Annotated in this window: 12 protein-coding genes; 7 read left to right on the top strand and 5 right to left on the bottom strand. The window is 43.4% G+C overall.

What is annotated here, in order from left to right; all coding sequences use genetic code 11:
• Positions 1–19: 19 nt before the first annotated feature.
• The 3 genes from DBR43_RS00210 (at position 20) to DBR43_RS00200 (ending at position 2813) form a co-directional block, all read left to right on the top strand.
• Entirely contained in the window at positions 20–403 is a 384-nt protein-coding gene (locus tag DBR43_RS00210) for a LiaF transmembrane domain-containing protein (protein WP_199756922.1), read from the top strand.
• 116 nt (positions 404–519) lie between these two features.
• Positions 520–1611 (top strand): hypothetical protein, encoded by a 1092-nt coding sequence (locus DBR43_RS00205; RefSeq protein WP_124576766.1) that lies wholly within the window; start codon positions 520–522, stop codon positions 1609–1611.
• A 317-nt stretch (positions 1612–1928) separates the two neighbouring features.
• Complete coding sequence (locus DBR43_RS00200) at positions 1929–2813, top strand: heparin lyase I family protein (protein ID WP_124576764.1); 885 nt, start codon at positions 1929–1931, stop codon at positions 2811–2813.
• A 32-nt stretch (positions 2814–2845) separates the two neighbouring features.
• On the opposite strand, the gene DBR43_RS00195 is transcribed toward DBR43_RS00200, so the two are convergent.
• The 5 genes from DBR43_RS00195 to DBR43_RS00175 form a co-directional block, all read right to left on the bottom strand.
• The gene (locus DBR43_RS00195; protein ID WP_124576762.1) at positions 2846–3508 is read right to left on the bottom strand and encodes a response regulator transcription factor; all 663 of its coding nucleotides are present in this window, start codon (positions 3506–3508) and stop codon (positions 2846–2848) included.
• A 20-nt stretch (positions 3509–3528) separates the two neighbouring features.
• On the bottom strand, positions 3529–4314 hold the full coding sequence (locus DBR43_RS00190) for a sensor histidine kinase (RefSeq protein WP_124576760.1): 786 nt from the start codon (positions 4312–4314) through the stop codon (positions 3529–3531).
• Positions 4272–4940 carry a hypothetical protein gene (locus DBR43_RS00185; RefSeq protein WP_124576758.1) on the bottom strand — a complete coding sequence of 223 codons (669 nt, stop codon included), beginning with the start codon at positions 4938–4940 and terminating at the stop codon, positions 4272–4274. The genes DBR43_RS00190 and DBR43_RS00185 overlap by 43 nt, the downstream gene beginning before the upstream one ends.
• Positions 4937–5500 (bottom strand): hypothetical protein, encoded by a 564-nt coding sequence (locus tag DBR43_RS00180; protein ID WP_124576755.1) that lies wholly within the window; start codon positions 5498–5500, stop codon positions 4937–4939. Before DBR43_RS00180 ends, DBR43_RS00185 begins: the two co-directional genes overlap by 4 nt.
• A gap of 148 nt (positions 5501–5648) precedes the next feature.
• Positions 5649–6095 carry a hypothetical protein gene (locus DBR43_RS00175; RefSeq protein WP_124576753.1) on the bottom strand — a complete coding sequence of 149 codons (447 nt, stop codon included), beginning with the start codon at positions 6093–6095 and terminating at the stop codon, positions 5649–5651.
• A 388-nt stretch (positions 6096–6483) separates the two neighbouring features.
• On the opposite strand from DBR43_RS00175, the gene DBR43_RS00170 reads away from it, so the two are divergent.
• The 4 genes from DBR43_RS00170 (at position 6484) to DBR43_RS00155 (ending at position 12731) form a co-directional block, all read left to right on the top strand.
• Positions 6484–7095, top strand: a complete 612-nt coding sequence (locus DBR43_RS00170) for a TetR/AcrR family transcriptional regulator (RefSeq protein ID WP_124576751.1) — start codon at positions 6484–6486, stop codon at positions 7093–7095.
• Positions 7096–7207: 112 nt separating this feature from the next.
• Positions 7208–8581: a TolC family protein gene (locus DBR43_RS00165; RefSeq protein ID WP_124576749.1), complete on the top strand. Its 1374-nt coding sequence runs from the start codon at positions 7208–7210 to the stop codon at positions 8579–8581.
• 11 nt (positions 8582–8592) lie between these two features.
• Positions 8593–9666 carry an efflux RND transporter periplasmic adaptor subunit gene (locus DBR43_RS00160; protein ID WP_124576747.1) on the top strand — a complete coding sequence of 358 codons (1074 nt, stop codon included), beginning with the start codon at positions 8593–8595 and terminating at the stop codon, positions 9664–9666.
• Positions 9663–12731, top strand: a complete 3069-nt coding sequence (locus DBR43_RS00155) for an efflux RND transporter permease subunit (RefSeq protein ID WP_124576745.1) — start codon at positions 9663–9665, stop codon at positions 12729–12731. The genes DBR43_RS00160 and DBR43_RS00155 overlap by 4 nt, the downstream gene beginning before the upstream one ends.
• The last annotated feature ends 31 nt before the right edge of the window (positions 12732–12762 follow it).

Raw genomic sequence — 12762 nt, 5'->3', positions numbered from 1 at the left:
TTTGAAGAAAAAAAACATCATGGAAACCTTAACTAACAACAAATTCAACCGTCATATTATTGCAGGTGTTATTGTCACCTCTCTTGGACTGCTCTTAATGCTTGATAACCTTGGTCTGAACATTCCGCACTGGATCCTTTCCTGGCATACCGTAATGCTTGCTGTAGGTTTGCTGATCGGTTACCGCAAAGATTTCAAGGTTTCGGGGTGGCTGGTATTGGTGATCATCGGTGGAATTTATACGCTAAAAGACATTGCCTTCTTCGACCTTTCCAGATTTACCAGTGCACTGGTACTGATCGGATTGGGAGCTTACCTGCTTTTAAAACCAAACAGGAAACCTGCATTTTGGGATTTCAGCGATAAAAAACCGATCGATTTTGGAGATAAGAACGCAGAGTAGAAAGATGGATAGGAAATTATATGAGTATAATCGTTTTTTTTCTTCTTGTTTAAATATACTTTTACAGGCAAGGGCTTAAACGATTATACTAATAAAAACCTAATGATCTTATACGAATGAAAATTAAGCAAGCGATCGCAGGCTGTTATTTGTTAATGCTGCTGCTGATTGCTGCCTGCACTAACGACGCTGCTAAAAAGAAAACCCAGGACCTTAAAACTGATGCTGTTTCCGCTGCCCATACCTCCACAGGAGGAGGAAACCAGTCGGCCCTGGTTAGAAAGTTGTTGAGGTCCCAACACATTTATCCTTTTTACATCAGTCATTACAAAGATTCAGCAGGAATTTATTTTGTGTTGTTTCAGGAGTTTGCAGATGGGAAAGCGCCTAAAAGCCCTTATTTTTCTTCAGAAGAACAGCTGCAGCTTTATGCAGGCAGGGTGAGGCTGACGGAAAATAAAGAAGTCAGGATGATCAGTAAAGCCCTGGTTTTGAAAGAAGAATTTACCTATTGCGTGATTGATTCAAATATCAATGAGGTAAGGGTTGATGGTAAAAACTACGCCAGCCTCTCTTATGAAAAGGAGTTTATGGGAACGGCGGTAACAGAGAAAAATATTGATTTTCAGCTCATCGACTTAAATAACCTGGAGCATTACACCCTGAACTTCGTTGGACACCGCAGCTGGAAATGTGAAGACTGCCTGGAAGGGGAGCTGGTCAATAAGAAAGCACTGAAAGGAAAAGCAGCTATTTTACACTTCCTGGAAGGCATGGCATCGAAATTTCCCCGTATCTATCATCCTTCTGAAAAAGATAAAGATCCTTATCATGTGATTAACTATGAGCTGAAATGGGAAAAAGACAACCAGGCGGGCAACCATATGGCAAACGGTCATGGGGATTTGAACCTTCCATTGAAATCTACTTATTACCATACCAATCTTTTCAACTTGCAGCAGGGGAGTGAATTTGAAACAGCAGAAAATGAGCAATACTTGTTTAAGAGTTATTTTTGTGGCTCTGTGATTGGTTTTGATAAGCAACGGAAACTATATTTTCCTTTGATGATTGAAGATTGCAATGCGATGTGTTCAAAAAAAATAAGCATCAATGCAGAGGGGGTGTTAAAGCTCAGCTATGAGGAAGATGATGTTTATGAGGTTCCTTTAGCCGGACTTGTTTTTGACCAGCAAAAAGAAAAATAAGGACAATACTGTAGCCATGTCTTCCGGGCCGGAGTTGAAGGCAATGAAAAAAAACGCCCTGCAGGTCTGGACCTGCAAGGCATCACTATTAAACCCCCCGGTATAATATTCCTGGTTTCTCTAAAAAACCTATTTATTTTAAACGCAAGATCAAATTAATTAAAAAGGACTGAATGAATGACTTTATTGATGTTCATTTTCCATTCATTTTTTTTAATGACCGGATAAACCATTCTGGAAAACCAATTGCGTTTAAGTGTTGTGGTTTTAAAATAAAATTGCAAAATTTATATAAATTAACCAAATAAAATCATCCTATGAATAAATGGTGTTTAATTGTGCTGTTTGCCGGATTGGCATTTAGCGCCTGCGAAAAAGGAATTACAGGAATAGCGGGACCGAATGGGCTGGCGCTTAAAAAATCTGATCTGCCTGCTGAGGTTGTTGTTCCGGGGGTAAGCCTGAAGGCTGATGGCCCCGGCGGAACGTATAACCTGATTAATAGTGTTTTGGGAGGGAATGCCTGTGAAGTCCCGGACTGTGCTCATGCCCAGGACCACATTACAGAGGTATTTGACAATAATTTAAACACGAATGTATTCGTTTTCTCGGCACATGTTGCCCAGGATAATGACCGTTGTCAGAGTTTTGACCGACAGCGAACAGAAATAAAAACCTATAATGCCTCTCCTGATCACCTTAAAGCAACCAATGGCGAGACAGTAACCTATCGCTGGAAATTTAAACTGGATGCGGGCTTTCAGGCTTCTTCGAGCTTTACCCATCTTCACCAGATCAAAGCAGTGGATGGGGATGATTCAATTCCGCTGATCACACTTTCTGCACGCTATGGGGCGAACAATACCGACAAAATGGAGCTGATCCATGTAAATTCTTCAGGAACGACCGCAAAGGTGAAGCTGGCTGACCTGTCGCCGTTCCGGGGAAACTGGGTAGAGGTGGTGGAGAAAATCACCTTTGGAAGCAATGGTAAATACAACATCTCTGTTAAAAAAATAAGTGATGGCACAGAACTTCTGGCTTATAACAATACGAATATGGATTTATGGCGTACGGGAATTTCATTTTGTCGTCCGAAATGGGGGATTTACCGCAGTTTAAATAATGCAGTACGGTTGAGGGACGAAGAAGTGCGCTTTGCCGATTTCTGTATTGCGGAAGGGACGGCGGTATGTCAGTAAGTGCAGCTGCTGTTAGCGCCGGAATACACCGGTTAGCACTGGGATAAATCGATGAGTTCCTGTTTGATCGCGAATAAGACCAGTCCAGTTCTGGACTTAATGTCGAATTTTTGAAACAGTTCCTGCCGGTAGTTGTCAATGGTATGTGGACTTAAATTCATCTGATCAGCGATTTCTTTATAGGTGAGCTCGGAGCAGCAGAGCTGGAGGAATTTCATTTCGTTGGCACTTAACTGAGTGGACAGGGGACTGGAAAGCTGCTCGTTCTGAATGCTTCTCAGGAGTTTTCCGGAAACAAGGTCGTTTAAATAATAGCCCTGCTGATTGATGATTTTTATCGCATTGACCAGATCGCTCGTCCTGGATTCTTTCAGCAGGTAGCCACCGGCTCCGTTTTTTAGCATTTTTATAATCGGTTTGTCTTCTTCAAACATGCTTAAAGCGAGGACCTTGATGTCCGGATATTGCTGCTTTAGCCATAAAGTGGCTTCATAACCATCCAATACCGGCATACTGATGTCCATCAATACCACTTCAGGAAGGGGATGAAGGTTTATTTTTTCCTTCATTTCTGCTCCGTTGGCAGCATCAAAAATAATATTTACTTCGGGGAATTCTGAAAGCAGGCTGATCAGCCCCTGGCGAAATAAGGTGTGGTCATCAATAATGGCTATTGGAATGCTGCTATGGTCCATGAGTTTGAAAAAGAGGCTATTTAGTAGGGAATTGTAATGGTAATTCTGGTCCCGGTACCAGGCGCAGTATCAAAGGATACTGTTCCGCCAATCATAGCTACTCTTTTTTGTATATTCTGAAGACCCAAGCCTTTATGTCTTTTCTTGATTTCAGTAAAGTCAAATCCAATTCCGTCATCAGCTATCGATAAAGTTAACGTGTCATTTATAAATTCCAAGTTAATAATTATTTCTAATGCTTTTGCATGCCGGATAATATTATGAAGGGTTTCCTGAAATAAGCGAAAGATAATGGTCTCTTTATCTGCCTTCGGCGGCAGTTTGTTCAGGCTACTGTGATAACTGATCTTATAAAGCTGAGATTTCTCCATCCAGTCCAGTTCAAATGCAATTGCGCCTATGAGGCCCCTGCTGATGAGTTCTTCTCCATCTAATAATCTGGAAAGTGCCCGGATCTCTTTTACGGACCTTTTGGCCAGGTCTTCGGCTGCGGCAATTTTCTCCATCGCCTTTGCGGGATCGTTCATATTGATAGAGCTGAGCGTGATGATGGTCAAGCCAAGCAATTGTCCGATATTGTCATGAAGGTCGTAGGCGACTGTTTTCAGGGTTTGTTCCTGAACCTCCATCTGAGATTTGAGGAGCTCATTTTCAAATGATCTTTTTAGTGACTCCGTTTCCTCATCATGTTTCTTTTTACGGCGGTTATACAGGTTTACATACACGATGAGAAACAGTGGGGCAATCAGGAATATAACGGTGATCAGGCTAATGAGGAAGAAGACTTCCTTTGAAGATATTTGCATAAGAAAGCGTAAGACCAACAGCAATATAACAATACATTAAGTATATTGAAAATAATGTACCTGATCGAATGCGCGAAGACAGAAATCTGATCCTGAATCAGGTAATCAAAGAAAATATTTGTCGAAGTACTCCCGAAATAGAAGATCAGCGTTCCATTGACCCACCAGAATGGAGCGTAATTATTGAGCCGCTCAAATTTTTCATCTTTCAGAATGAGGTAATAGAAATATAAACTCGCCAATACAAAAACCAGTGACAATACAGAGGCTGTTTTAAAAGTGAAGTTTAAAAAATGGTTGTGAATCAGCTCTGCAAAAAAGAGGAGGGTAAAAACGCCCAGCCAGACCATCAGCCATTTGGTCTTATTGACGTACCGCTTATACAGGAAATAGAAGAAAGTACTGATAAAGCAGCATTCTATCAATAGAAAAACATTATACAGCGGCAAGTTAGACTGGTTTAAGACTTTCCTGATGTGAATGGCCGAAACTTCTGTTGCGCAGGTGAAGAGCAGGTAAAGAATGCAGAACCTCCATATTGGATCCCGGTCTTTGTAGAGACAAAGGCATGCAATAAGGAGGCAGATGAATTCTATCGTGGTGTTGACGGTAAAATAGAGGATCATTTTTTTGCAGGAATCGTATCTGAAATCAGGGTCGCACCGATGTCCTGACAATTTGCAGGAGGCGGGCACATCTCGCCGCGATTTTCGGGCGTGGTGGATAGAATCATGCCATTTGCAGCTTTGCTGTTGATTTTATCATTGTAATAATCCCGGTGATAACCCAGGCTGTCTTTTGTTGAAACCATAATCAGGGTATTGTGGTTCCAGTATTCTTTAACCGGGATATGGGTGTTGCTGTTCGCATTGTAGGTACTGTCGTAAGTAGCAAAGTAAAAGCGGATTCCATCGCCACCTTCGGCTTCCACCTTTTTTATCAGGCTTTTAAGCCTTTCAATGTCGAACCATACAGCGCGGGTGTCTGGTACTTCTTTTCCATCTGAAACCACGGTTCCGGCCCTTCGTGCATAATTGGCCACATAATCTCTGGCGACCTGTATGCTTAGTGAGTCGTCTGAAGGGGTTGAAGGTTTTTCCCGGGCAGTGTCAAGGGATTTGTTCTGACATGCACTGATCACACCAGCGGTCAGGGCTAGCCCAATGAGGGTTGATTTAAGCGTCATAGAGATGAATTTAGGGTTTGTTTAAATTTAACATTATAATTAGGTTTAAAGAAATTAATTTTCAAATTCCGTGCTGGGATGCTACGTTTAAAAAGGCCGGGGGGAAAAGCCCTTTTAAAGTAGCTGAGGTATATCGGAGCGTATTTTTCTAGTATAGGTAGCGCATGGATTGAGGATTGAAATTTCCCGGCATAAAGAGGTTTATGCCCTGATCAGGCAGGAGCTCGTCTTTGAAACAGAGGTTTATCAAATTACTTAACGTTTGAAAGGGGCGTGGAGTAGCAGGAATATAAAGCGTCCTGCAAATGGAGATTCTTCTGTTTGAACTGAACCCAAAACCAATGATATAATCTTGTTTGCCTAATTGTAAACTATTGAACTTTAAAGTGCCGGATGGCTGATGATTTTTGATCTGATGAATTTGAAATGCAGTGTGGAAGGATTGCACCAAAGCACCCTGCCAGATGGCCGCAAAATATCCCGGAGCCCTGGACCCCGGCAAAATATTGAAATCGATTTTTACGGTGGAATTGCTGGAAATGAATCCTGAGAATTTTAAGTTGACTTTTGATGTTTTCAAGGCCTGTAATTCCATATCCTAAAGCTCATTCAAAACTTTTGGGAATAATAAGCTGAAAACCACCTTTTTTAACAGTGCTTTTATCCCTTTTCAGAAGTGTAGTTTGGATAAACTGCCCTGCTGGTATGAGATACCTCCTGGAACACTCTATATATGCTCCTATTACGCTCTTGGTTTGGAAGATGGTTGGGAGATGGTTGGAAGATTATTGAAAGGTTGAAACTGCCTTCCAGATGCTTCGAACCAGTTCCCAATAGCCTTCCAACCGTCTTCCAAACCAAGAGCGTAATAGGAGCGTAACAGGAGACTTCCGGGCGCCTATCAGTTCGATTATTATCTTTTACCGAATTCATTTGGATTTACTGAACACCATTCAGTATATTTGCGGTGTTAATATAAAGCTATGGGAATCTCAGAAAGAAAAGAACGTGAAAAAGGGGAGATGAAGAAAATGATCACTACTGCGGCCATGAAAATGTTCCTGGAAGATGGTTATGCAAAAACTTCCATCCGCAATATTGCAGATTCCATTGAGTATAGTCCCGGAACCATTTATTTATATTATAAAGATAAAGACGAATTGCTTTATGAAGTGCAGGGCCAGGCTTTTCTGAAATTACTGGAAGCTTTTAAAACTCATGCAACCAGTAAAGATCCCATCAGGAGACTGGAGCAGCTGGGCAAGACCTATGTGTCTTTTGGTTTGGAAAATCCGGAATTGTATGACCTGATGTTTATCATCCGTGCGCCAATGAATGTAGATGACGAGCTGCACAAAGACAATGGAGGAGAAACTTTTTTCTATTTAGTGGATTGTCTGGAAGAATGTATGAAAAACGGACTATTGATTTTCAAAGACCCAATGCAGGCAGCCTTACAGGTCTGGTCTATGATGCATGGACTGGTATCACTGAACCTTCGTTGCCGGTTAAAAGTAATGGTGATCGGCGAAGAATCAATTCAACCCGTATTATTTAAGGCAGTAGAAGAATACCTGGACTCCATTGTGGTCTAGGTTTTTTTTGCTCAGTCACTAAACACTGTTTATTATGTATACATCATTTATAACTATTTAAACCTGATCTGAGAATCAAAATTTTTTGCACCAATGCTAAACACTGTTCACTATGTACACATCATTTATTAAAACATCTATTGCCTTCACTGCCTGTGTGTTGGCTTTATGTAGGCCTGCGGCAGCTCAGGAAGGGAACCGGCAGCTGGACGATTATATCAGTTTGGCCTTTGCTCAAAACCAGGGCTTAAAACAGCAGCAATTCGATCTGGAAAAAGCAATGTTTGCTTTGAAGGAAGCCAAAGCCATGTATCTGCCAACGGTAAGCATGCTCGGCAGCTATACAAAAGCAGACGGGGGCCGTACCATTGATGTACCGGTAGGAGACCTGGTCAATCCGGTATATGCCGCCCTGAATGAATTAACCGCTTCCAATAAATTCCCTCAGCTTCCCAATCAGTCGTTCTTACTCAACCCTGATAATTTTTATGATGTGAAACTGAGAACTTCTCTTTCCCTGATCAATGCAGAGATCCGTTACAATAAAGAGATTAAACAACAACTTATCAGCAGTCAGCAGGCCGCTGTAAATGTGTATAAAAGGACTTTAGTAAAAGACATCAAAACCGCTTATTACCATTATTACCAGGCATTACAGGGTGTAGAGGCTTATCAAAGTGCATTGCTGCTCATTGCAGAAAATATCCGTGTGAATGCCAGTCTCCTTAAAAATGGCGTCAGAAACGGAACGGCATTGCTTCGTGCACAAACGGAACAGCAAAAGACAAATGCGGCATTGGTCAACGCGCAACGGAATGCGGGGAATGCAAAAGCCTATTTCAACTTCCTGCTCAACCGTCCTTTAAAAGATTCCATCAATACCATTGTGATGGCAGCGGTCATCGCAGAGCCGGATACGCTAACCGGAATTTCCGGTCGCGAGGAACTCAAACAATTGCAGGCATTGAAAGCAGCAAATACGCTTGACTACAAGTTGCAACGTTCCGCTATCATTCCCAAGCTCAGCACTTTTCTGGATCTGGGTTCTCAGGGAATGGATTTCAAGGTCAACGATAAAACCAGGTATTACCTCTGGGGAGTAAACCTGCAGTGGGACATCTTTACCGGTGGTAAAAATAAATTCCGTGCGGCACAGGCACAATCCGGGCTCAAAGTTACTCAGGCCAGATTAGATGAAGCCGAACAATCACTGCGTTTACAGCTTGTTCAGACCTATAACAATTACAATTCGGCCAAAGCCGCCTGCAGCAGTGCGGTTGCAGGTTTAACACTGGCCACAAAATACTATAAAGATCAGCTTAAGGCCTACAATGCAGGCCAGTTGCTGTACCTGGAATTGATAGATGCCCAGGACCAGCTCACCAATGCCCGGTTACGCATGGCGGAGACCCAGGCAGATTTACAAATTACACTTGCGCAACTGGAACGCGACCAGGCGAGTTATCCAATCCATAACCCTCATTAAAACTCATATACATGAAAGCCATTCATTATGTAGCCCTATTGTTGTGCACGCCACTTTATAACGCCTGCAATAGCTCAAAACCGGTTGAACAGAAAACAACCGTCAAAGACAACATTCCCGTTCAGGTGATGATGCTGAACCAGGAACATAGCAATGCCCCGGTTACCGTTTCCGGAGAATTTACCACCGACGATGAAGTGATGTTATCCTTCAAAACCGGGGGGATCATCAATCGTGTGCTCGTTAAAGAAGGAGATGCGGTAAGGAAGGGACAGTTGCTGGCCACTTTAAACCTGACGGAAATCAATGCACAGGTACAACAGGTTCAGCTGAACCAGGAAAAAGCAAAGCGTGATTACCAGCGCATCAAAAACCTGTATGCCGATAGTGTAGCCACACTGGAGCAATTGCAGAACAGCAAAACAGCACTTCAACTTGCAGAACAACAGGTAAACCTCGTTGCTTTTAACAGAAGGTATTCTGAAATCCATGCGTCGCAGGATGGGTTTATCCTGAAAAAGCTGGCTGATGCGGGGCAACAGGTTTCTCCCGGAACAGCCGTATTGCAAACCAATGGCGCCCAATCCGGAAAATGGCTGTTGAAGGTAGGGATCAGTGATCAGGAATGGGCACTGTTGAAACTGAACGATCCGGCAAAGGTGGAAACTGCTGCATTGCCTGGACAATTTATGGAAGGTTTCCTGAGTCGTAAGTCGGAAGGTGTTGATCCTGCTACCGGCACTTTCACTGCTCACATCACCTTAACAGGTAAGAAACCACAAATCGCCTCAGGGATGTTCGGAAAAGCAATCATCAGCCCTTCCGGAAAAACGGAGCACAAAGGGGTTTGGAAAATACCTTATGAAGCTTTGCTGGATGGAGATGGCAATACGGGTTATGTATTTATCACCAATGATGATAAAACCGCGAAGAAAGTGAAAGTAACCATTGCCGGAATCGAAGACCATACCGTGACCATTAGCGATGGTTTACAGGATGCAAAAGGTTTAATTGTTTCCGGATCAGCCTACCTGACCGATCAGAGTGCAATCACCATTCATTCACCATTAAAGGAGAAAAAATGAAAATATCAGATTACGCGGTAAAGAACAGCCAGTTTACCCTGGTGATCTTTCTCATGATCATCGTGTTGGGAGTCACAACCATGTTCAGTATGCCCCGGTCAGAAGATCCGGAAATGCATGCGCCTTTTTTCTCTGTCATTATTGTATACCCCGGAACAAGTCCGAGAGACATTGAAGATAGGGTAGTTACCCCATTGGAAAAAACGATTTCCGGTTTGGACGACATCAAAAGGATCCGTACGAGCATCTCTAACGGAGTAGCTGTGTTAAGGGTCGAATATAAATATAGCAGCAATGTAGAAGCGAAATACCAGGAAATTGTAAGGGAAGTAAACAGCAAGAGGCCGGAATTGCCTGCAGACATTTATAGCATAGAAGTCCAAAAGCAGCAACCCTCAGATGTGAATGTGCTGCAGGTAGCCCTGGTTTCTGAAAATGCGCCAAGGAACCGGATGCAGTATTTTGCAGAAAAACTTCAGGATGAACTGGAAAAGGTGAGCGCATTAAAAAAGGTATCCATTTTTGGCCTGCCCAGACAGCAGGTACGCATAGAACTGGATCTTGAAAAGATGGCACAAATGAACCTGCCGCTGAGTGCCATTACCAATAGCCTGCGCAGCGAAATGGCGAGTATTCCGGGAGGAAGTATCGATGCTGCCCACCAGACCTTTAATGTGGTGACCAATGAATACAGGACGCTGGAGGCCGTTCAGAACACCGTTGTGTATGCTGCGGCCGGAAAAAATATCATCCTGAAAAATATTGCCCGGGTATACTATGGTTACGAGGAAGACAAACACATTACCCGGTTAAACGGTCATCGTTGTTTATTTGTGACGGCAGCGCAGAAAGAAGGGGAGAACATTAGTAAAACACAAAAACTTTACCTTCCGGTGCTGGAAAACTTCAAAAAGACCTTACCTGCCAACATTGACCTGGTTCAGAATTTTGATCAGGCCAACAATGTCAACAGGCGGCTATCAGGGCTGGGCTTTGATTTCATGATCGCCATCATGCTGGTTGCGGTCACCCTGCTTCCTTTGGGGATCAGACCTGCGGTGATCGTGATGATCTCCATTCCACTTTCCCTGGCCATAGGGATTGTATTGCTCCAGCTTTTTGGTTTTAACCTCAATCAGCTCAGTATCGTCGGATTGGTGGTGGCCCTGGGTTTACTGGTGGACGATAGTATTGTGGTGGTGGAAAATATTGAACGCTGGATGCTGGAAGGGCATAGCCGGATGGAGGCCACTTTAAAGGCCACAAAACAAATCGGACTGGCGGTAGTAGGTTGTACAATTACCCTGGTCATCGCTTTTATGCCGCTGGTATTTTTACCGGAAGGCTCCGGAGATTTTATCAGGTCTTTACCATTGGCAGTGATCTTTTGTGTCATGGCTTCCATGCTGGTTTCTTTAACGATTATCCCTTTCTTATCGAGCCGTCTCTTGCAAAACCACCTGGGAAATCCGGAAGGAAACTTCCTGATGCGTGGTTTGAAAAAGCTGATTCATGGAAGTTATGCCCTGTTATTGGAGAAAGCACTTAAAAGACCTTTGTTTACAATGGCGATTGCGGTAGCCTTGTTTGCGGGTTCTATCGTGTTGTTTAAGGTGATCGGTTTTAGTTTGTTCCCTGCTTCAGAGAAGCCACAGTTTTTGCTGAACATTACTACGCCTAACCAATCTAACCTTTCTTATACAGACAGCATTACCCGTGCGATTGAAAAAGAATTGAAACAACAGCCTGAAGTGAGGTATTTTTCTTCCAACATAGGAAAAGGAAATCCACGTATTTATTATAATGAAATTCCGGAAAATGACAGAAGCGATTTTGCACAGCTGTTTGTACAGCTGGACGAGGATACTTCGCCGGATAAAAAACTGGCCTTGATTCAGAAATTGCAACTTCACTGGGCACATTACCCCGGTGCAAAGATCGAGGTGAAGAATTTTCAGCAGGGACCACCGGTGATTGCACCGGTTGAAATCAGGTTGTTTGGAGATAACCTGGATTCTTTGCGCAGCTTGTCCATCAGGGTGGAAAAGCTGTTACATGAAGTTCCGGGAAGTATGTATATCAATAATCCGGTAGCGTTGCTCAAAAGCGACATCAGGGTGGTGCTGAATAAAGAAAAAGCCCAACTGTTAGGCGTGCCTACCTTAAATATAGACCAAACGGCCAGACTGGCGGTAACGGGACTGAGCATGGGGACGTTCTATAACAACGACAATAAAAATGGTTATGGTGTATTGCTCACCAGGACCAAGGAAGGCCGGCCGGGAATGGATGCTTTCAGAAACCTGTATGTCAACAGTGTGCAGGGCAATGCGATTCCCATGAACCAGATTGCAACGCTGAAACTGGATGCTTCACCAGCCGTTATTAACCACCAGGAGAAGAAACGCGTGGTATCGGTGCAGGCACATGTGCAGGATGGATTTCTGGTGAACCGGGTCATCGATGAAGTGGTCCTGAAAATGAATAAACTGAAACTCCCTGCTGGCTATAGCTATGAAATGGGAGGTGAGGTCGAATCGAGGAACAATTCCTTTGGTGGTTTTATGAGCATCATATTGGTCACCGTCTTTTTGTTTATTGCGGTGTTGATCCTGTTGTTTAAAACCTTTAAAAGTACATTGATTGTCCTGTCTGTAATTCCTTTAGGCGTGGTCGGTGCGGCAGTAGCCTTATGGCTCACGGGTAATTCGCTGTCTTTTGTGGCGATTATAGGTTTAATTGCCCTGGCGGGGATTGAGGTGAAGAACACCATTTTGCTGGTGGATTTCACCAATCAGCTGAGGCAGCAGGGAAAGGGCTTACAGGAAGCAATCCGGGAAGCAGGTGAAGTCAGGTTTTTGCCAATCGTGCTGACCTCACTTACCGCCATTGGAGGACTTATTCCGATTGCCATATCGACCAATCCTTTGGTTGCACCATTAGCCATTGTATTGATTGGCGGATTGATCAGCTCGACGCTGTTGTCCAGAATTGTTACGCCAATTATTTACCAGCTGATGCCTCCTGCAATAACCGGAAAGGAAGAAGAAGAAAAGAAAGCTTAAACTTCGGTTTTATACCTTGATAACTCCGGTT

Origin of the sequence: Pedobacter sp. KBW06 (assembly GCF_003852525.1) — a bacterium.
Lineage (GTDB): Bacteria > Bacteroidota > Bacteroidia > Sphingobacteriales > Sphingobacteriaceae > Pedobacter.
This window is presented reverse-complemented; position numbering and strand designations above follow the sequence as displayed.

What these genes read in the sequence shown, in the direction of transcription:
- DBR43_RS00185 (WP_124576758.1), bottom strand. Translation starts at nt 4,940, where the DNA reads ATGATCCTCTATTTTACCGTCAACACCACGATAGAATTCATCTGCCTC.
- DBR43_RS00175 (WP_124576753.1), bottom strand. Translation starts at nt 6,095, where the DNA reads ATGGAATTACAGGCCTTGAAAACATCAAAAGTCAACTTAAAATTCTCA.
- DBR43_RS00160 (WP_124576747.1), top strand. Translation starts at nt 8,593, where the DNA reads ATGAAAGCCATTCATTATGTAGCCCTATTGTTGTGCACGCCACTTTAT.
- DBR43_RS00180 (WP_124576755.1), bottom strand. Translation starts at nt 5,500, where the DNA reads ATGACGCTTAAATCAACCCTCATTGGGCTAGCCCTGACCGCTGGTGTG.
- DBR43_RS00165 (WP_124576749.1), top strand. Translation starts at nt 7,208, where the DNA reads ATGTACACATCATTTATTAAAACATCTATTGCCTTCACTGCCTGTGTG.
- DBR43_RS00205 (WP_124576766.1), top strand. Translation starts at nt 520, where the DNA reads ATGAAAATTAAGCAAGCGATCGCAGGCTGTTATTTGTTAATGCTGCTG.
- DBR43_RS00200 (WP_124576764.1), top strand. Translation starts at nt 1,929, where the DNA reads ATGAATAAATGGTGTTTAATTGTGCTGTTTGCCGGATTGGCATTTAGC.
- DBR43_RS00210 (WP_199756922.1), top strand. Translation starts at nt 20, where the DNA reads ATGGAAACCTTAACTAACAACAAATTCAACCGTCATATTATTGCAGGT.
- DBR43_RS00195 (WP_124576762.1), bottom strand. Translation starts at nt 3,508, where the DNA reads ATGGACCATAGCAGCATTCCAATAGCCATTATTGATGACCACACCTTA.
- DBR43_RS00190 (WP_124576760.1), bottom strand. Translation starts at nt 4,314, where the DNA reads ATGCAAATATCTTCAAAGGAAGTCTTCTTCCTCATTAGCCTGATCACC.
- DBR43_RS00170 (WP_124576751.1), top strand. Translation starts at nt 6,484, where the DNA reads ATGGGAATCTCAGAAAGAAAAGAACGTGAAAAAGGGGAGATGAAGAAA.
- DBR43_RS00155 (WP_124576745.1), top strand. Translation starts at nt 9,663, where the DNA reads ATGAAAATATCAGATTACGCGGTAAAGAACAGCCAGTTTACCCTGGTG.